Origin of the sequence: Snodgrassella sp. CS2 (genome assembly GCF_050310315.1) — a bacterium.
Taxonomy (GTDB): Bacteria; Pseudomonadota; Gammaproteobacteria; order Burkholderiales; family Neisseriaceae; genus Snodgrassella; species Snodgrassella alvi_E.
Map to the genome: position 1 here is coordinate 110,579 of NZ_JBNPBA010000003.1, position 20,749 is coordinate 131,327.

The window sequence follows — 20,749 nt, forward strand, 5'->3', positions numbered from 1 at the left end:
AATGGTGATGACAATGATAATACTATCACCGGTTGGTGGAGTAATGATGTTATCAGCGGTGGTAAAGGTAATGACACCTTATATGGTAAAGAAGGTAATGATATCCTTTACGGTGGCGATGGTAACGACACCCTTATGGGTGATGAAGGTAACGATACCCTTTACGGCGGTGACGGTGACGACATCCTTAAAGGTGGTTATGGCTACGATATCCTCATTGGCGGTACGGGTAATGACACCCTTATCGGCGGTGATTTTGAAAAAGACCAATATGTGTTTGAAGCTGGCCATGGTCAAGATATTGTTATGGATAAAGCCAATAATCTACAAGAAGGAGATATTCTTAATTTTGTAGATTATAAAAGCAACGAATTATGGCTTAAACAAAGTGGTAATGATTTAGTAATTAATCATGTTCGTTCTTCAGATCAAGTAACTATTAAAGATTGGTATAGTAATTTTAATTCAAGACAATATTGTATAAATACATCTGATGGCAAAAAAATATTTGGTTCACAAGTTCAGCAATTAGTCACAGCAATGGCCAATTTCACATCAGATCAAAATAATGTCTTATCTTCAGATGAACAAAAAATTCAATTTAATCAGCAGGCAATAATTTCTTCATATTGGGGAAGTTAATCTGTGATTTAAATTGTTAAGTTTGATTACCAAAAAGGAATCCTTTATAAGGATTCCTTTTATAAATATGGAAAATCGATTCAAAAATTCATATAAATATTTACTTTCATGAAAGAAATTATCTATATGAATTTAGTTTCAAATGCATAACATTCTGAGCAAACATTTGATTTTCATTGAAAGCTATGGCATTAATGACCAAACCAAAACACATTAATCTGCTTTACGGCAAAAGTTCATCTTACCTTCTTCATTTATCAATATAAATTTCAATTACTATCAATATTTTTTTTAAATAATTTATAAATACCATGAGCAGAAAAATATTTAGTTAATAAAATCACTATGCAATAGAGGAAATCACAATTGCAAAACTTATGTTAACTATGTTAATTTATCGAATATATACATAAGTTTATTATTTATAATAGAAGCAAAATTCTAAACATATGAAAAATTATTCTTTGCAGTAATATCTCACGCCACTTAGAAGATATTACTCAGTTTAGCAATCAATTTAAATCAATAATTCAAAGGAATTAAAATTAAAAGGTAAAATCAAAGCTAAAAAACTTTTATAAAATATTTTTATATAACATTTTTCAACCTACAAAATGAGCATAAGAATGAATAAAACTGTTAATAATATCCAAACTGGGAACGACTGGACTAAAGATCGCTATTTTTTTCAGCCAGGTCACGGGCAAAGTATCATTAGAGACAAAGGCAACGAATATGACAAAGCACAATACAATGATCTAATTTTTACTCGAGCCTGTGCAAGCAATGCCACATTCAGCCGTTCTGGTAACGATTTAATCATCAAAGCTTACGGACCGGCAGATTATGTAATATTGCCTGATTACTTCAACCCCAATAACGCTTACAGCCGCGCATTCAACTTTGTCTTTGCCGACAAAACTTTAAGCAGGAATGACATAGCCGCCATGACTTTTATGCTTAATGGCACCAATAATGATGATGTACTTTATGGTTGGGAAAGCAACGACATTATTAATGGTGGAGCTGGTAACGACACCATCTATGGTGGCAACGGCAATGATACCCTGAACGGTGACTCTGGAAATGATCATCTATACGGTGGCTATGGCAACGATATCCTCAATGGTGGTGATGGTGACGACTATCTGGAAGGTGAGCATGGAGACAACATGCTGGTTGGTGGAAATGGTAACGATATCTTGATAGGAAGTGATGATGGCTACAATGTTCTTATCGGAGGTACAGGTAACGATATACTGGCTGGAGGAGATGGCAAAGACCTCTATATTTTTCAAGCCGGCCATGGGCAGGATGTAATTAACGATAAAAGCAGCCAAACAGATGTAAGCAGTATTAATGATGTTAAATTTGAAAAGGCTTACGTAAAAAATGCCCTATTCAGCCGCTCAGGAAATAATTTAATTATTGAAGCTTATGGTGGCAATGATTCAGTGACTTTAACCGATTATTTCTGCCCCGATAGTCCGCAAAAGCGTGCCTTTAATTTTATATTCGAAGACAAAACACTTACTGTTAAAGACATTGCCCAAATGACTTTTGTGATAAACGGTACTTGGATTGATGACATCATTACAGGCTGGGACAGTAAAGACATTATCAGTGGCTGGCTGGGAAATGACACGATTTACGGCGGAAAGGGTGACGATATACTCTATGGAGATGCCGGTGATGACTGGCTGTATGGCGAAGAAGATAACGACACTCTTAATGGTGGCGATGGAAATGATCATCTGTATGGTGGAAACGGACAAGATGTGCTTAATGGTGGCAGCGGTAATGATTTTCTGGATGGAGGAAATGGTAAGGATTTCTATATTTTCCAGGCCGGTCATGGACAAGATACCATTCAGGATAATAGTACAGACACTGACAAAACCCAGTTTAACGATGTTATTTTCGAAAATGCTTGTTTTGCAGATGCCAAATTCAGCCGCTCAGGTAATAATCTGATTATTAAAGCCTATGGTGATAAGGATTCTGTTACCTTCACAGATTTCTTTAATTCAGATAATCAATACAGCCGCTCGTTTAATTTTGTCTTTTCTGATAAAACATTAAGCATCAATGATATTGCTGCTATGACATTTACAATCGATGGCACCAGTGGAGACGATATACTTAAGGGATGGGACAGCAACGATATCATTAACGGCGGATTGGGAAATGATATTATTTATGGCGGTAATGGCAACGATATTCTTAATGGAGACGATGGAAACGATAAACTTTATGGAGAAAATGGTAACGACTATTTAAGCGGTGGAGCCGGTGACGATTATCTTGATGGTGGCAATGGTAACGACATACTTATAGGTGGAAATGGCAATGATATCTTAATAGGAGGACATGGTTATGACATTTTGAACGGTGGAGCAGGAAATGACATTCTAAGTGGTGGAGACTGGGAAAAAGACCGATATATCTTTCAGGCCGGCCATGGTCAGGATATCATCAATGATTTAGGTTCAAGTACGGATAAAGAGCAATACAACGATGTTGTATTTGAAAATGCCTATATTCAAAATGTGATTTTTAGCCGCTCAGGCAATGATCTTATCATTAGAGCTTATGGTGGCAATGATTCTGTTACTTTAAGCAATTTTTTTAGCCAAAGTAATACCGGCTATCGTGCTTACAATTTTGTTTTTGCCGACATAACTTTGCCAGCAGATATCATCAATAATATAAACATTTCGACAAACGGTACCGACGGTGATGATGTATTACATGGGTGGGAAGGTAACGACATCATCAACGGTAAAGCGGGAAATGATATCCTTTATGGGGGAAGTGGTAACGACATACTGAATGGTGATGCCGGTAATGACAAACTCTATGGAGAAGATGGCAACGATATTCTGAATGGTGGTGATGGAGATGATTACCTTGATGGCGGTAATGGTGACGATATTCTTGTCGGCGGTAGCGGTAACGATATCCTGATAGGTGGCAATGGCTATGATGTACTAATTGGCGGTACTGGCAATGACATTCTTTCAGGTGAAGAAGGCAAAGACCTGTATATCTTCCAGGCTGGTCATGGACAGGATACTATATATGACAAAAGCCAATCTACAGAAAAATGCCAGTTTAACGATATAAAATTTGAAAAAGCATTATCTTCGAATGCTGTATTTAGCCGCACAGGAAATAATTTAATTATTAAGGCTTATGGAAGTAATGATTCTGTTACTCTGACTGATTTTTTCGACCGCGAAAACCCCTATACCCGTGCATTCAACTTTATTTTCGAAGATAAAACATTCACCGTCGATGATATTGCTAAAATGACATTCATAATTGAAGGTACCAATGCAGATGATGTGCTCAATGGATGGGACAGCAACGACATCATCAATGGCCGAAAAGGCAATGATGTTATTTACGGAGGTAAAGGCAACGATATTCTCTATGGGAATGAAGGTAATGACACAATTTACGGAGAAGAAGGTGATGACAATATTATTGGCGGTAGTGGCAATGATATCCTTCTAGGCGGTGGCGGGAATGATTCACTCTTTGGTGAAGAAGGCTACGATATACTGAATGGAGGTGCAGGTAATGATTATCTCTATGGTGGCAATTTTGAAAGAGATATGTATGTTTTCAATGCCGGCCACGGACAAGATGTAGTCAGCGATATGGCTGCAAATTCCCAACAAGGTGATATTCTGGCTTTCAAAGACTATAAAAGTAATGAATTGTGGTTTAGTCATAACGGCAATGATTTAATTATCAGCCATCTAGGCACTACAGATCAGGTGACAGTTAAAAACTGGTATCTCACTGATTACTGTCGCCAATACAGCATCACCACAGCTGATGGTAAAGAAATATTTGCCTCACAAATTCAGCAATTAGTGAATGCCATGTCATCCTTTAGTTCTGATTCGCAAAACATCCCATCAATAGATGAACAAAAGATGCTATTCAATCAGCAGGCAATCATTTCATCATACTGGGGAAATTAAATCTAAATCTTTAAAACCGATTTAATATTCAATAAAAGGAATCCTCCAAGGGATTCCTTTTTATTTTTCCGAAAAACTTATTTTGAATAAGCAAACATATAATTTAAAAATAAAACCGGCTAAGTAAAAATACAGAGCCAGTTTTACTTTACAAACTGAGATGTGTGTCCATCCCAAACAAATATAAATTGTTATAGGTGCATACCAGTTAGACGAGCAGTATCCTGAGCAATCATCAGCTCTTCATTGGTTGGAATCACCATCACGGATGCTTTACTATCTGCTGTGCTGATTACACCTGGCGTACCAAAGCAAGCTTCCATATTGGCATCATGATCCAGAATAAGACCGAACACATTCAGATAATTCACTACTTTTTCACGCATCATGGTAGAGTTTTCACCAATACCTCCGGTAAAGACCAGCGCATCAAGACTGCCACAAGCAACCATCATGCCGCCTACATATTTAGCTAAGCGGTAAGCAAAAACATCCAAAGCCAGCTCTGCCCCTTTATGTCCATTAGCGGCTGCTTCTTCCAGCATGCGGCAGTCATTGGACAGATTAGATAGACCGAGCAATCCGCTTTCCTTGTTCAGCATTTCAGTAATCTGTTCGATGCTCATTTTGGCATTAGCAGCTAAGAATGAAAAAATACTTGGATCAATGTCACCACAACGGGTACCCATTACGAGCCCTTCCAGCGGAGTCAGACCCATGCTGGTATCCTGTGAACGGCCGTTTTTCACAGCTGTAATGGATGCACCATTGCCCAGATGAGCAATAACCATACTCATTTCATTGATATCACGCTTTAAAAAAGCAGCGGTTTCCTGTGCCACATAGCGATAGCTGGTTCCATGAGCACCATAACGGCGCACACCATAACGAGTATATAAGGTAGATGGAACAGCATAGTGATAGGCATGCGGAGGCATAGTCTGATGAAATGCAGTATCAAACACCGCTACCTGCGGTAAGTCCGGAAATGCCTGCTGAGCAGCCTGAATACCAAGAATATGAGCCGGATTGTGTAATGGAGCCAACACAATACAGGCTTCGATATCTCGCATTACTTCAGGAGTAATCACTGTAGACTGCGTAAAACGTTCACCACCATGAACCACACGGTGACCAATCGCTTTTACGCGATCGTATAGTCCTAAATCTTTCAGCTGTTCCAGCAAAGCCATAACAGCAGCTACATGGTCATGACTACCTGTCAAAGCGTGTTTGTGTTTTTCACCATTTATTTTGAAAGTAATGAAAGCATCAGTATTGCCTACTTTTTCAGCCAGACAGCTCATTAAAACTTCTTTTTCGGCCACATCCATTACTGCAGCTTTCACGGAAGAACTGCCGCAATTAAGTACCAATACTAAATCTTGCTCACTCATGTTGTTGTCCTGTTTATTTTATTTACTCAGTTTCAAAAAGAAAGTTCATTCTTTTTTTGATTAACGGGCAAACAGCGTTCGTGCACCTGTAAAACGCTGGCTGAAATAGGGTTGATCCAGTCTGGCCGTACGAATCACACCGTTACTGGAAGGAGCATGAATAAATTCACCGTTACCGATATACAACCCCATATGAGAATACGTCTGACCCGAAGTATTGAAAAAAACCAAATCCCCGACCTGCAGATCGCGCGTACGAATTGGAGCAGAAACTGCGGCTATATCTCGAGCAGTACGAGGTAGCCTTACTTGCAAAGCTTGCTGGTAAACATATTGCACCATACCACTACAATCAAAACCATTATCACGGGTACTACCACCATATCGGTACGGGGTGCCTATCAGACTCAGGCTTTGCAGCATTAATTCCTGGCTGCCTGCCCGGTGGCTGATTTTAGTAATCCGGATAGGAGCCAGATGGTGCTGACTGGCAATCTGAACTCCTTTTCGTTTTCCGGTACCACAGGCCGAAAGAAACAGAATCAGCACGCCTAAAACGGCACGCCGCTGTGCATTACATGCCATCATTCATTGATACCCTGTGTGATTAACTGATTCATCCCTACTACGGAAATATAACATGAGTTGGTAATAATTTCTCTAAGCAAAAAGGCTTAACTGATTATCATTACAATACCTAACCTTGTCGTACAAAACCCACAGAAGAGCTTACAAAGCCTGATTTAAACGTCCTTGCCGACTTTTATTTTCTTGACAGTGGCTTTGTGCAAGAATAGAGTAGATACACTAATTTGTAAAAACCAGCTGAGAAACAGACGCCTGGCCGCTTTTTCAGCCGCAATTATAACACTTTAGTAGTAATGACACTCATCGGGCATCAAGAGACAGGAAGCAGCATGCAGGACTTTGCACCACTTATTATTCGCAATCATCATCTCATTCCGATAGTACAGGGAGGGATGGGCGTAGGTATTTCCGCGTCCAAACTGGCCAGTGCCGTAGCACGTGAAAATGGTGTTGGTACCATTGCAAGTGTAGATTTGCGTCATCTTCATCCCGATTTACTGGAACAATCTAAAGAAAATCCCACTCAGGAAAAATACGATACCCTCAACCGGATTGCTCTAGACCGAGAAATTAAAGCTGCCTTGGCACAGTCAGAAGGACGTGGCATGATTGCCGTAAATGTCATGAAAGCGGTAAAAGACCATCAGGCAATGGTACAGCAAGCCTGTGAATCCGGTGCTCATGCAATCGTAATGGGTGCAGGCTTGCCATTAGATTTACCTGATATGACCGAAAATTTTCCTGACGTTGCTCTTTTGCCGATTTTGTCCGAATCCCGTGGTATCGCCATTGTCCTCAAACGCTGGATGAAAAAAAACCGGCTTCCGGATGCAATTGTAATTGAGCACCCAGCACATGCAGCCGGTCATCTTGGAGCTGCTACAGTAGCCGGAGTCAATGATGAACGCTTTGAGTTCAAACGAGTTTTAACCGAAACATTTGAATTATTTAAAAAACTGGATTTAGAGCGGGAAAAAATTCCTTTAATCATCGCTGGTGGAATGGCCAACTTTCAGAAAATCTCCACTGCCCTGAAAGAATGGGGTGCCGCCGCAGTCCAAATAGGTACAGCCTTTGCCGTTACGCAGGAAGGTGATGCACATATCAATTTCAAAAAAACACTGGCTGGTGCTGAAGGTGAACAAATTGTTGAGTTCATGTCTGTCGCCGGTTTACCAGCGCGCGGTGTCAAAACTAAATTTCTAGACAGCTACTTGAAACGAGAAAGTGTTTTGCAGGCCAATGCCAAAGCCGATCCACGACGCTGTACACAAGGTATTAATTGTTTATCTGTATGTGGACTACGTGATGGACTGGAAAAAGTCGGCCAATTTTGTATTGACTTAAAGTTGGCTGCAGCTTGGCGCGGTGAAACTGACAAAGGTTTGTTTTTCCGCGGTAAAGATCCTTTACCTTTTGGCAATGCTATGCGTACGGTTAAAGAAACCATTGACTATTTATTAACCGGACATATACAGGCTGAACAAAAATCTGCCTGAGTGTTCATTTTGTTCATTAAGCCACTTAATATGTGGCTTTTTATTTATTCATTAGTTTTATACACACTTAATACGCTTAAGTCTGCCAGCAACTGATATAAGCGCAGTAATAAAAATTACAACTTACTGCTGCGGTAAACAGATTGGTGGTAGTATCAAAGTATAGAAAATTTGATGCATATACCACTATGAATCCAAAACTAGAATTATTACAACCCTATCCTTTTGCCCGCCTGCGTAAATTAACGGATGGATTAGAACCGCCAGCCAATCTAAAACCTATATTCTTACATATTGGTGAACCAAAGCATCCCACCCCTGCAGTGCTTACGGACGCATTGCAGCAACATCTGGACGGATTTGCTGTATATCCCCTTACGGCGGGGATACCTGAATTAAAAGAAGCCTGCGCCCAGTGGCTAAACCGCCGATATGATGGTTTAAGTGTCAATGCTGAAAGTGAAGTGCTGCCAGTTTTAGGTAGTAGAGAGGCATTATTTGCTTTTACCCAGACCATTATAGATACAAGCAGCGAGTATAAACCTGTCGTAATTAGCCCTAATCCGTTTTATCAGATATATGAAGGAGCTGCTTTACTGGCTGGCGCACGAGTAGAATATGTCAATTGTCGGGCACCGCACTTCATGCCCCAATGGGAGGAAATTGATAGCAACACATGGTCGAAAGTGCAGTTGGTATTCGTTTGTTCACCAGGCAATCCAAGCGGTGCCGTCATGAATCTAGAAGAATGGCAGAAATTATTTGCACTACAAGACAAATATGGCTTTGTTATTGCTTCAGATGAATGTTATTCAGAAATTTACTTTGATGATAACAATAAGCCCTTAGGAGCTTTGCAGGCTGCAACACTATCGGGACGAACATTTAATAATTTAATTATGTTCACCAGCCTATCCAAACGCTCTAATGCACCAGGATTGCGTTCGGGCTTTGTAGCTGGCGACAGCAAACTCTTGTCCAGCTTTTTACTATACCGTACCTATCATGGTAGTGCCATGAGCCTACCAGTACAGTACGCCAGTATCGCTGCATGGAATGATGAACAGCATGTAATCGAAAACCGACAATTGTACCGAGAAAAATTCGATAAAGTCCTACCAATTTTACAGCGCAAATTCGCTATCCACAAACCTGATGCCTCTTTTTATTTGTGGCTATCAGTACCCGACTGCGATGATTTAGCCTTTACTCAAAAATTATGGCAAAAAGCAGCAATCAGAGTATTACCGGGTCGCTATCTTGCACGCAATACTCCTTATGGCAACGCTGGTGCCGGTTATATCCGCATTGCATTGGTTTCCAGTGTAGAAGAATGCATTGAGGCTGCTAATCGAATGGTTAATTTGTCTTTCTAACAGCATCTTCAAATAAAAACTTAATAACATAAAACCAGAAATGCATGTATATGAATAAAATATTTCTGGTTTTAATTTTAAAATGCTATAGCAATTATTCTACATTCTGTACCTGTTCACGCATTTGCTCGATCAATACTTTCAACCCTACTGAAGCCTGAGTACATTCAATGGCAATGGCTTTACTGCCCAGCGTGTTCGCTTCACGGTTTAGTTCCTGCATCAGAAAGTCTAGACGCTTACCTACACTACCATTATGCTCCTGCAGAAGACGTCTTGTTTCAGCGATATGTGTATTTAGCCGATTCAGCTCTTCATCCACATCAGCTTTTTGCATAAACAGTACAAATTCCTGTTTCAGACGTTCTGCATCTACCTGTGCCACAGCTTCGCGTAAGCGTGTTTCGGACTTATTCATATAATCCTGCAATAATTGAGGAAACAGCTGCTGTATTGCGGCCACAATATCGCTCATATCATTTAGCCTGTTCAACAGATGCTGTTGCAGTTTCTCTCCTTCTCGAGCCCGTGCAGCCTTAAGTTCGGATAATACTTGCTTGAGCAATGTCTGCACACCATTTAATAAGACATCATCATCCTCTGAAGTGGCCATAAGCACACCAGGGAAATGAAGAATATCCGCCACTGTTAACTTACCCAAATCCTTATGCTGGCGACGCAACTGATGATTAAATGCAGCCAGCTGCTCTACCAATTGAAGATTGATAGGCAGACTTTCTGTATTCTGATTAGGTAATGTCTGAATCTGTATGCGGCATTCCAGTTTCCCACGAGCCACTTCCGCGCTGATTAATTCACGCATCTGTCCTTCAAAAGGACGTAATTCCTCTGGTACTTTAAACTGAATGTCTAGATAACGATGATTTACAGCCCTAAGCTCAATGTTGATTTGGCGACTACCAAATTGTCCTGAACCGTTTGCATAGCCAGTCATACTGTATAACATATTATTTTCCTTAAACCGTTTTTTCCTGCCTGGTATTATTCAAACTGGCAATTAAATCAAGTATAACGAAATCCGCTTAATTCTTAAAAGACCTAATTAGTATGATGAACAGCATACAAGTAATATAATGTTTACTTTACTACCCTTTCCTCTCCAGCCAGCATGAAAACCAATACAGTACCTAACCGCACCAACCGTGCAAACGATGAACCGCGCCAACTGACGATTGTTCCACATTTTTTGCCTCATGCTGATGGTTCCGTACTTATCAGCTGCGGTAATACCAAAGTTATCTGCACAGCCACCATCGATGAAAATGTACCTCCTTTTTTGAAAGAAAGCGGACGTGGCTGGGTAACAGCAGAATATGGCATGCTGCCCGCCTCTGCCAACGGCCGCATGCGTCGCGAAGCTGTAGCTGGTAAACAGACGGGTCGAACACAAGAAATCCAGCGCCTGATTGGCCGTTCTCTACGCGCCGTGATGGACATGAAAAAATTGGGAAGCCGCCAAATACTGATTGATTGTGATGTAATTCAGGCTGATGGAGGTACCCGGACCGCTAGCATAAGTGGTGCTTTCGTCGCGATGTCTCTGGCTGTAAACAAATTGCTTACCCAAGGTATCGTCAATGAAAACCCAATCCGTGAAGCAGTTGCCGCTATTTCTGTTGGCATGTTTAACAACACATTGTTACTTGACCTGGATTATCCAGAAGATTCAAACTGCGATGCTGACATCAACATTGTTATGACTGCATCAGAGCAATTAGTGGAAATTCAGGGTACCGCAGAGGGTGCCACATTTAGTATCCAGCAGTTGAATCAATTAATCAGTCTGGCACAAAAAGGCATCCGTTCTATTCTTGCTGCTCAGCAGCAAGCATTAAAAGCCAATTAATTCAAACAAATACAACTAACTATTATCTAAATTTAAAGATAATTTAAAACAAGCCGCTTGAATCTGACAAAATACTGATTCAGCGGCTTGTTTTTACATGATAAAAATGCTACAAAGAACGCCCTGACTGGATAAATAAGCAGATAGTGTTTACACAGTCTCTCCTTTTTTGACAATAAAACAACTCAGAAAGCAAGCAGTATTATGGCGTTAATCGTACAGAAATACGGCGGTACCTCAGTAGGTTCAGTAGAACGCATTAAAAACGTAGCGCGTCGGGTAGCACAGGCCAAAGCCAATGGTGATGATGTTGTCGTAGTGGTTTCCGCAATGAGTGGCGAAACCAATCGTTTAGTTGCACTGGCTCATGAAATACAGGAAAAACCCAATCCACGCGAAATGGATGTTGTACTTTCAACCGGAGAGCAGGTTACGATCGGCCTTCTAGCCATGGCTTTACACAGCATTGGAGTAGATGCCAAAAGCTATACCGGCTGGCAGGTAGCGGTAAAAACCGATTGCGCTCACACCAAAGCCAGAATCGATGCAATTGACGAAATTCGCATTCGTAGCGATCTGAATGCAGGTAAGGTTGTCATCATAGCAGGCTTTCAGGGTGTAAACGCTAACAACGACATCACTACGCTAGGCAGAGGCGGTTCTGATACCTCAGCTGTGGCGCTGGCCGCAGCATTGAAAGCAGACGAATGCCAGATATATACCGATGTAGACGGCGTCTACACAACCGACCCGCGGGTGGTACCAGAAGCACGGCGTCTAGAAACCATTTCATTTGAAGAAATGCTAGAACTGGCTAGTTTGGGGAGCAAGGTTTTGCAAATCCGTTCGGTAGAATTTGCCGGCAAATACAAAGTGCGGCTGCGCGTCTTAAGCAGTTTGGAAAACAGTGGCAAAGGTACTTTAATAACGTTTGAAGAGGATCAAGATATGATGGAACATGCGGCAGTATCCGGTATTGCTTTTGATAAAAATCAGGCACGAATTAATGTGCGTGGTGTGCCGGATACACCGGGAATGGCTTCACAGATACTCGGTGCCGTAGCCGATGCCAATATTGAAGTAGACATGATTATCCAGAATGTAGGTTCTGCTGGTACCACAGATTTTTCTTTCACCGTACCACGTAGCGACTATCAAAATACATTGGATATTCTGCATGAAGTGCAGAAAACTATCGGTGCCCGCGAAGTTTGCGGCGATGATACCGTATGCAAAGTTTCCATAGTTGGCATGGGCATGCGTTCACATGTAGGCATTGCCTCCACCATGTTCCGCACATTAGCTAAAGAAAACATCAATATCCAAATGATTTCTACTTCTGAAATCAAAGTATCCGTGTTAATTGATGAAAAATATCTGGAGCTAGCTACGCGCGTGCTACATCAAGTATTTGAGCTTGATAAAGAACCATCCCAAAGAAATTAAAACATCTATTTAATTCTTGTAAAGTTTACAAACGGCCGGCCGAGTCACATCAGTCGGCCTTTAATTATTGTACAATGGCAGCTATTTGTTTAAATTATTGCTGCATCCATGTCCCATACACCAAAACACGAATACGAAAATAACAAGCTGGTCAAACGGCTCCGTCATCAGGTTGGTGCTGCTATCAATGATTTTCAGATGATTGCAGACGGCGACAAAATCATGGTTTGCCTCTCTGGTGGCAAGGATAGCTATGCATTGCTGGATATCCTGCTGCGATTACAAAAATCCGCTCCTGTACGGTTTGAGATTCTGGCCGTTAATCTGGATCAGAAGCAACCAGGCTTTCCAGCGCATATTTTGCCGAATTATCTGAGCAGTCTGAATGTCCCGTTTAAAATCATTGAAGAAGATACATATAGTGTTGTCAAACGCGTGATCAATGAAGGTAAAACCACCTGCGGGCTGTGTAGCCGTTTACGGCGCGGCATTCTGTACCGAGTAGCAAAAGAAAATGGCTGTACCAAAATCGCTTTAGGTCACCATCGCGACGACATTTTGGAAACCCTGTTTCTTAATATGTTCTATGGTGGCAAGCTTAAAGCCATGCCTCCCAAACTGTTATCAGATAATGGCGAGCACATCATCATCCGTCCTCTGGCTTATGTTAAAGAAAAAGACCTCATTCGCTTTGCACAAATCCAGAATTTCCCCATTATTCCATGCAATCTTTGTGGCTCTCAGCCCAATCTGCAAAGACAGGTAATTAAAGATATGCTGCAACAGTGGGATAAAACATTTCCCGGACGGATTGAATCCATGTTTTCCGCCTTGCAGAACGTCATACCCTCTCATTTGGCAGACACTCAGTTATTTAACTTCGTAGCGTTGCAACAAGGACAAAAACTGCCACATGGTGGCGATACAGCTTTTGACCGTGAATATTATCCAACTACACCAACGCTGGCACAGACCGGCGAATTTACACAGCTTGCAACCACAGTAAAACCTATTATTAACATTTTAGATTCCCGACATTAAGCCCCTATGAATCAATCAAGAAAAAAATTAACTCCCGCTAAAGCCATGGTCGCCGCCATTAGTGGCTACGCCATGGATGGTTTCGACCTATTGATACTGGGTTTTATGCTCAGCGCCATTAGCACAGACCTTGGTCTCAACGCTTCTCAGGCCGGTTCTCTTGTCACATGGACCCTAATTGGCTCAGTTGTTGGCGGCATTGTATTTGGTCACCTAAGCGACCGATTCGGCCGTGTGCGCATGCTCTCACTGACCATTCTTATGTTTGCCGTATTCACTGGCCTATGCGCCATTGCACAGGGCTACTATGATCTGCTGATATACCGAGCACTAGCTGGCATGGGCCTAGGCGGTGAATTCGGTATCGGCATGGCCATGATTGCAGAAGTCTGGCCAGCAGCAAAGCGCAATCGTGCCTCAGCATTTGTCGGCATAGGCTGGCAGCTCGGCGTACTGGCTGCCGCATTCATTACCCCATTCTTGCTCAACATTATTGGCTGGCGCGGTATGTTCCTAGTCGGATTGTTTCCTGCTGTGGCCTCCTACTTCATCCGTCACGATACCAGCGAACCAGAGCAGTTTACCCGTGAACACAAAGCAAAAGGTGAGCTGTCTTTTTCAAATCGCCTGTGTTTACTGATCAAAGACCGTCAGACGGCCAAAACCAGCCTTGGCATCTTCATTCTCTGTGCAGTACAAAATTTCGGCTACTACGGTTTAATGATATGGATGCCCAGCTATCTGGCCAACAAACTGGGCTTCAGCCTCACTGCATCCGGTAATTGGACAGCAGTCACCGTAATCGGAATGATTATCGGCATCTGGCTATTTGGATTTCTCGCCGACCATTTTGCACGCTGGAAAATTTTTCTGATTTACCAAATAGGTGCCTTTATTATGGTGGCGCAGTATGCCCAATTACAGGATCCTACCGCCCTGCTAATCTGTGGGGCCATCATGGGACTATTTGTTAATGGCATGATTGGTGGTTATGGTGCCCTCATATCCGATAATTTCCCACCGCATGTGCGCGCTACAGCTCAGAACGTCCTCTTCAACCTTGGTCGCGGAGTTGGCGGTTTTGGACCACTTGTTATAGGTTTTTTTGTAAAAGAATGGTCTTTCTATGCCGCCTTGTGCTTACTAGCGTCCATCTATCTGTTAGACATCATAGCAACCCTGTGGCTGATACCAAAACACAACCAAACCCCATCCAAAGACGACAGCCTTGGCGTAATAGGCTGATAAACCAGCCTGACTGATTAAATTTTCCATCAGTGCAGTGGTACAATACCCTGCACTAATTTTTTAGCCATTATTCAACAAATAAACATGACCACACTAAACAAAATTATTCTCTTTACCGACAAATACGGCTTTGCCCGTTTTAAAGAAGAAAAAATCGAATTAAGCGAAGGCAATGAAAAAAGCCGCTTATCCACATGGATGAATGCGGAAGGTCTACAATTACGGCAAAGCCCAGTTGGCTTTGCCAGCGACTTTCACTGTACCAGCAAACCGCAATGGCTATTTGTACTACAGGGCATTATGGAAATCGGCTTGCGTGATGGTACAACCCGCCGCTTTGGACCTGGTGAATATTTCTATTCGGCAGATACCTTACCAACAGGCGTCTCATTTGATACAAATATTCACGGACATTGCAGCCGCCTGATTGGCGATAAACCACTGATTACCGCTTTTATCCGTGACTAAATTAACAGCATAAATATCCATACAAAGGAAAATATAATATGTCAGAATCAATGCTTTTCACTCTGCCGGACGCTGAAGACAACAGCTTCAGCATCGCTGAACACCTACCCGCCGTTGTCTATTTTTATCCCAAAGACAACACCCCGGGCTGTACAACTGAGGCACAGGAATTCAGCGCCTTACTACCTCAATTCAAACAACTTGGTTACAGCGTAGTGGGCATATCCCGCGATACAGAAAAAAGTCATCACAATTTCATCTGCAAATATCAACTCAACGTCACCTTGTTATCCGATTGCGAAGAAAAGGTGTGCCGACAGTTTGACGTACTCAAAGAAAAAAACATGTATGGCAAAAAAGTATTCGGTATAGAAAGAAGCACCTTCATTCTAGATAAAAATGGCAATATTGTGCAGGAATGGCGCAAAGTCAAAGCTGCCGGCCATGCTCAGATCGTTTTAGACACCCTACAAAATCATGTCTAGTTACCTCTACAATGCCCCTTGCTGCTCGCTAATTGTAGATTGCCACCCGCTGAATCACATACAAGGCATACGCTGGCAAAAAGACACAACAGAAAAAATGCCCGAATTAACCGGTTTCTGGGCACAACAGCTTGACGCTTACTTTGCCGGCACCCTGCACAATTTCAACCTCCCACCCTTATCCGCAGGTACTGAATTTCAACAGCGTGTCTGGCAGGTTATCGCCTCCATACCTTATGGGCAGGTAGTCACCTACGGCGACATAGCGCGCCAATTGGGCAGCGCCCCCAGAGCTGTGGGGCAAGCTTGTGGCAAAAATCCTTTACCTATTATTATTCCCTGTCACCGAGTAATTTCAGCTACTGGTCTAGGTGGATTCAGTCTGAGCAACGATAGTTTCGAACTGGGTATCAAACGCTGGTTGCTTACCCATGAAAATGCCACATGTTAACCCAAGCCTTACCAGCAGAATTGCTCGAACCAATTGAATCATTACTAGAGCATTTATGGCTGAGCGAACAACTGGCTTTTAACACTTTGGAAAGCTACCGACGCGATCTAAGCAAAATAGCCCAACGCTTACATGCACAGCAACTGAACTGGTTTAACGTAGACACGTTATCACTGGCCACTGCTCTATTTGTAGATACAGAAAAGCCATCATCACAAGCCCGCGCCTTGTCAGCATGCAAACGACTGTTTAGTTGGATGCAAGAATACAATCGGCGGCAGGATTTACCCACAGAGCAACTTCAGATGCCGAAAAAAGGTCAGCATCTGCCCGATATCATATCTGAAAGCCAGATAGATGCCTTGCTTGCAGCTCCAGATACTGATTCTATACATGGTTTGCGCGATAAAGCTTTACTCGAACTAATGTACGCCACCGGATTACGTGTCAGCGAAGCTGTCAACCTGCACATAAACGAAATTGATTTACAAAACGGCTTGCTTAGCACCATCGGTAAAGGCAACAAGCAACGCATGGTACCTCTTGGCGAAGAAGCCACAGACTGGTTACAAAACTACTTTACACATGCCAGACCTGCCTTACTTAAAGGAAAAGCATGTGATGCCGTATTTGTCAGCCAGAAAAAAACCGCCATCAGCCGCCAGCTTGCTTGGATGATTGTAACCAAATATGCAAGCGCTGCCGGTATTCATCACCTTAGTCCGCATGGATTACGCCATGCCTTTGCCACACATCTGGTTAACCACGGAGCCGATTTGCGCGTCGTTCAGCTTCTGCTGGGACATGCAGACATAGGGACCACCCAAATCTATACTCACGTTGCCAATGAACGCCTGAAACAACTGGTACATGAACACCACCCACGTGGCTAAAACAATTTATATTCAAGTGAAAATTTTATTTTATATAAATATCTTACCAACCAGTCGACTAGTTGCCTAATCTGAAAGAGCCGGAATCAGTTCATTTAATACATCATAATGACATCAAAAAGTGATTAGAAGCTAACTTTCAAATTCTTTTATTTAACCTACTTACTCTAACTTTTTTTCATGCTGATCCCAAACGGACACATAATGCATCATCCAATAAAATAGCCAGCACGCATTGCATACTGGCCACACTGTATTCGAACTAATAATACAAACACCAAATAATATTAAAATAAACCTAAGCTAGATCCAATATTCACAGAATTCTGCGGCGTAGGCTGCATCGTAAATTTCGGACTTCCGGTATAGTCAAACTTGATCCGATAGTCCATTTTAATTGCTTGCTTAAATTCTTTAACTTTTTCCAAAGGGATTTCCATTTCAGTTCTCATCCCAGTAATACGTCCCTTAGAATCCAGATAAAAATTATATATAATCGGTGAAGAGTTATTTTTCAACTGCTGAATAAAATAAGCAGCTGGTACACCAGACCTGCCATTATCATCACCAGTATAGATAACCGTCAAACCATCAACAACATTTTGTAAAACCGCATAATCCTGTGGTTGATATTTACTATCCGATCCGGCTTTAGCAGCAGCCTGCTTCAAACTTTCAGAAATGCTTTTCAGCATAGCTATATCATACTTCAAACTCATTGCATAGTTTGAATTCAGCCTAACCTGATATTTAGCTTCCAGATTTTTACCGAATTCATCTACATCAACCTTTGTAAATGCATTTGCATCAATAGCAGCATAACCATCATCTACAGATTTAGGTAGGCTTTTAAGCAAATCTTCAACCGGTAAATGCACCAGTCGTTCTTGTGGTACGGCTACTTGCAAATATCTGTCCCCCACTACTCGAGTAGGATTTGATTGCTCATTCATAATATCTGAGATATTAGTTATCGCAGAGGCATCCACATACACTGCTAAATTATTAAAATCAATATAGGTTGGAAATTTATAAGAAACTAAAGCATTTTTGTTTTCATAGCGCAATTCCGGAATAACTTCTATACGTCCTTTCGGCATATCCACTGCACCGGTGAAAGGAATGGTAAAAGATTTACTCAATAAATTTAGTACCCTATTTAACGACTTCATTTGCTTCTTATAGAAATCTCTTTCATCTGCAACTTCTGCTTCTTCATCCGAATTCGAATCTAAATCCACGTCAAAGGCATCACTTGCTTTATGTTCAATTACATCAGAATTTTTATCAGCTATATCTGCATTAACCTGATTTGGTACATCTAGTTTAAGCGTGCCCGAAAAATTGTACTGATTGTCCTCCTTCATCATCCGCTGCATACCAGCGCGAACCATCTTATCAGGAGATTGTTCTATCTTAGAAGACCCACATGCAGATAACAATCCGCCCACTGTAAGCGCCAAAATTAATTTAGTCATTTGTAATTGCATAGTTTTCCCTTGAAAACAAAATTCAAAAAAAATTTAAATACGTTAATTATTGTAAATGATATACGCAAACTATACCAGCAAATCATAAATTTCATGTATGGCTAAAATCAAATATGATTTATCACCATATAATCAATTACAAACAAACCTATCTGTAATTATATTTAATAAATACCTAATAAACAGCAAATTACCTGAAACATCATTTTACTTATAACTTCTGACTACATTAAACAATGACATCAATACACACCTTGTCCCCTTATTTCTGATTTTCGCATACATCATAAAATGGCACTCATCAATCACGATAGATTAAAAACCGACAATTGCTCATAATCATAAAAATATGACATAAAAATAGTATAATTTTTTTTCCGGATATAAAAAAACAGACAGAAAAATCTGCCTGTTTTTTTCAATAAGACATATCAGCCCATACAATTAGAACTAACTACTCTGTAAACACTTACGCCAGCGAGCCACCTGTGTCCGAACCTGCTCAGGTGCCGTACCACCTATATGATTACGAGCATTCAAACTGCCTTCCGGCGATAATACCTGATAAACATCTTCCTCAATCAAACCAGAGAAAGACTGCAGCACTTCCAGAGGTAATTCGCTTAATTCTTTTTGCTGTTCTTCAGCAAGACGTACAGCACGTGCCACCACCTCATGACTGTCACGAAATGGTAAACCCTTTTTCACCAAATAATCAGCTAGATCAGTTGCCGTAGCAAACCCCTGTAAAACCGCTGCTCGAAGATTTTTAGGCTTCACACTCACACCACGCATCATATCGGCATAAATCCTCAGTGTGTCAACCAACGTATCTACCGTATCAAAAAGAGGTTCCTTGTCTTCTTGATTGTCCTTGTTATAAGCCAATGGCTGCGATTTCATCAAGGTGATCAGCCCCATCAAATGTCCGACCACCCGCGCACTTTTTCCGCGTACCAGTTCCGGTACATCCGGATTTTTCTTTTGCGGCATAATGCTCGACCCTGTACAGAAACGGTCGGCAATATCAATAAAGCCGAAGCGCGGACTCATCCAATAAATCAGTTCCTCACTCAGCCTCGAAAGATGCATCATAAGAATCGATGCGGCTGCAGTAAACTCAATAGCAAAATCCCGATCTGATACCGCATCCAAAGAATTTTGACATATAGCCTCAAAGCCCAGTAATCGCGCTGTCACTTCCCGATTTATCGGAAAAGTTGTCCCTGCCAGAGCGGCCGCACCCAGAGGCATCCGGTTTACTCGATGACGGCAATCTTGCATTCGCTCGCAGTCTCGTCCCAGCATCTCCACATACGCCAGCATATGATGACCAAAGCTCACAGGCTGAGCCACCTGCATATGCGTAAAGCCAGGCATCACCACCTCTGCATTTTTTTCAGCCAAATCAACAAGCGCAGACTGCAAATCATTGATAAGCAACACAATGCGGTCAATTTCCTCACGCAACCATAAACGGATATCCGTCGCTACCTGATCATTGCGACTTCGACCGGTATGTAGACGTTTACCGGCATCACCGACTTTCTGCGTAAGCAGATGTTCCACATTCATATGAACATCTTCCAAATCAACTGACCAGTTGATTTTACCGGCAGCAATTTCATGTAGAATTTCCCGCATACCCTGCTGAATTGCGTTCAAATCTTCCGCACTAAGCACACCAGCCTGCTGCAACATCTGCGCATGTGCCAGAGAACCCTCAATATCACATTGAGCAAGACGCTGATCAAAAGTAATCGATGCAGTGTACTGCTTTACCAGCTCACTAACCGGCTCATGAAAACGGCCCGACCAGGCTTTTTCACCCATACAACTTTCTCCACTATATTCTATAAAAAC

The 20,749-nt window shown here is 41.8% G+C and carries 17 protein-coding genes; 12 read left to right on the top strand and 5 right to left on the bottom strand.

Features of this window, described 5'->3' with window-relative positions:
- Positions 1-642: calcium-binding protein (locus ACQP6D_RS05790; protein ID WP_427857668.1), on the top strand; the 642-nt coding region annotated here is incomplete at its 5' end.
- 626 nt (positions 643-1,268) lie between these two features.
- A complete protein-coding gene (locus tag ACQP6D_RS05795) occupies positions 1,269-4,637 on the top strand; it encodes a calcium-binding protein (protein WP_427857669.1) in 3,369 nt (1,122 codons plus the stop codon).
- Positions 4,638-4,828: 191 nt separating this feature from the next.
- On the opposite strand, the gene ACQP6D_RS05800 is transcribed toward ACQP6D_RS05795, so the two are convergent.
- Together ACQP6D_RS05800 and ACQP6D_RS05805 are read right to left on the bottom strand one after the other, a co-directional pair.
- Complete coding sequence (locus tag ACQP6D_RS05800) at positions 4,829-6,034, bottom strand: acetate kinase (RefSeq protein ID WP_267391909.1); 1,206 nt, start codon at positions 6,032-6,034, stop codon at positions 4,829-4,831.
- 60 nt (positions 6,035-6,094) lie between these two features.
- The gene (locus ACQP6D_RS05805; RefSeq protein WP_427857670.1) at positions 6,095-6,622 is read right to left on the bottom strand and encodes a C40 family peptidase; all 528 of its coding nucleotides are present in this window, start codon (positions 6,620-6,622) and stop codon (positions 6,095-6,097) included.
- Positions 6,623-6,951: 329 nt separating this feature from the next.
- On the opposite strand from ACQP6D_RS05805, the gene ACQP6D_RS05810 reads away from it, so the two are divergent.
- Together ACQP6D_RS05810 and dapC are read left to right on the top strand one after the other, a co-directional pair.
- Positions 6,952-8,121 (top strand): NAD(P)H-dependent flavin oxidoreductase, encoded by a 1,170-nt coding sequence (locus tag ACQP6D_RS05810; RefSeq protein WP_100141249.1) that lies wholly within the window; start codon positions 6,952-6,954, stop codon positions 8,119-8,121.
- 188 nt (positions 8,122-8,309) lie between these two features.
- Entirely contained in the window at positions 8,310-9,497 is a 1,188-nt protein-coding gene (gene dapC, locus ACQP6D_RS05815; protein WP_427857671.1) for a succinyldiaminopimelate transaminase, read from the top strand.
- 94 nt (positions 9,498-9,591) lie between these two features.
- Here dapC and ACQP6D_RS05820 read toward each other — a convergent pair whose 3' ends face one another.
- Positions 9,592-10,464: a YicC/YloC family endoribonuclease gene (locus ACQP6D_RS05820; RefSeq protein ID WP_370388129.1), complete on the bottom strand. Its 873-nt coding sequence runs from the start codon at positions 10,462-10,464 to the stop codon at positions 9,592-9,594.
- Positions 10,465-10,626: 162 nt separating this feature from the next.
- Between ACQP6D_RS05820 and rph the strand changes: the two genes are divergently transcribed.
- From rph to xerD, 8 genes are all read left to right on the top strand, one after another.
- Positions 10,627-11,364: a ribonuclease PH gene (gene rph, locus ACQP6D_RS05825; RefSeq protein ID WP_427857672.1), complete on the top strand. Its 738-nt coding sequence runs from the start codon at positions 10,627-10,629 to the stop codon at positions 11,362-11,364.
- 204 nt (positions 11,365-11,568) lie between these two features.
- Positions 11,569-12,810 (top strand): aspartate kinase, encoded by a 1,242-nt coding sequence (locus ACQP6D_RS05830; RefSeq protein WP_370387004.1) that lies wholly within the window; start codon positions 11,569-11,571, stop codon positions 12,808-12,810.
- A 108-nt stretch (positions 12,811-12,918) separates the two neighbouring features.
- Positions 12,919-13,851 (top strand): tRNA 2-thiocytidine(32) synthetase TtcA, encoded by a 933-nt coding sequence (ttcA, locus tag ACQP6D_RS05835; protein ID WP_370387367.1) that lies wholly within the window; start codon positions 12,919-12,921, stop codon positions 13,849-13,851.
- A 6-nt stretch (positions 13,852-13,857) separates the two neighbouring features.
- Positions 13,858-15,096: an MFS transporter gene (locus tag ACQP6D_RS05840; RefSeq protein ID WP_427857673.1), complete on the top strand. Its 1,239-nt coding sequence runs from the start codon at positions 13,858-13,860 to the stop codon at positions 15,094-15,096.
- 87 nt (positions 15,097-15,183) lie between these two features.
- Positions 15,184-15,567 carry a hypothetical protein gene (locus tag ACQP6D_RS05845; RefSeq protein WP_427857674.1) on the top strand — a complete coding sequence of 128 codons (384 nt, stop codon included), beginning with the start codon at positions 15,184-15,186 and terminating at the stop codon, positions 15,565-15,567.
- Positions 15,568-15,605: 38 nt separating this feature from the next.
- Complete coding sequence (locus tag ACQP6D_RS05850) at positions 15,606-16,052, top strand: peroxiredoxin (RefSeq protein ID WP_427857675.1); 447 nt, start codon at positions 15,606-15,608, stop codon at positions 16,050-16,052.
- Positions 16,045-16,503 (top strand): methylated-DNA--[protein]-cysteine S-methyltransferase, encoded by a 459-nt coding sequence (locus ACQP6D_RS05855; RefSeq protein WP_427857676.1) that lies wholly within the window; start codon positions 16,045-16,047, stop codon positions 16,501-16,503. The genes ACQP6D_RS05850 and ACQP6D_RS05855 overlap by 8 nt, the downstream gene beginning before the upstream one ends.
- Positions 16,497-17,396: a site-specific tyrosine recombinase XerD gene (xerD, locus tag ACQP6D_RS05860; RefSeq protein ID WP_370388135.1), complete on the top strand. Its 900-nt coding sequence runs from the start codon at positions 16,497-16,499 to the stop codon at positions 17,394-17,396. The genes ACQP6D_RS05855 and xerD overlap by 7 nt, the downstream gene beginning before the upstream one ends.
- A gap of 287 nt (positions 17,397-17,683) precedes the next feature.
- Here the strand turns inward: xerD and ACQP6D_RS05865 are convergent, their stop codons facing one another.
- Positions 17,684-18,886 (bottom strand): hypothetical protein, encoded by a 1,203-nt coding sequence (locus tag ACQP6D_RS05865; protein WP_427857677.1) that lies wholly within the window; start codon positions 18,884-18,886, stop codon positions 17,684-17,686.
- Positions 18,887-19,336: 450 nt separating this feature from the next.
- Positions 19,337-20,719, bottom strand: coding sequence for an argininosuccinate lyase (argH, locus tag ACQP6D_RS05870; RefSeq protein WP_427857678.1), 1,383 nt, complete (start codon positions 20,717-20,719; stop codon positions 19,337-19,339).
- Between the last annotated feature and the right edge of the window lie 30 nt (positions 20,720-20,749).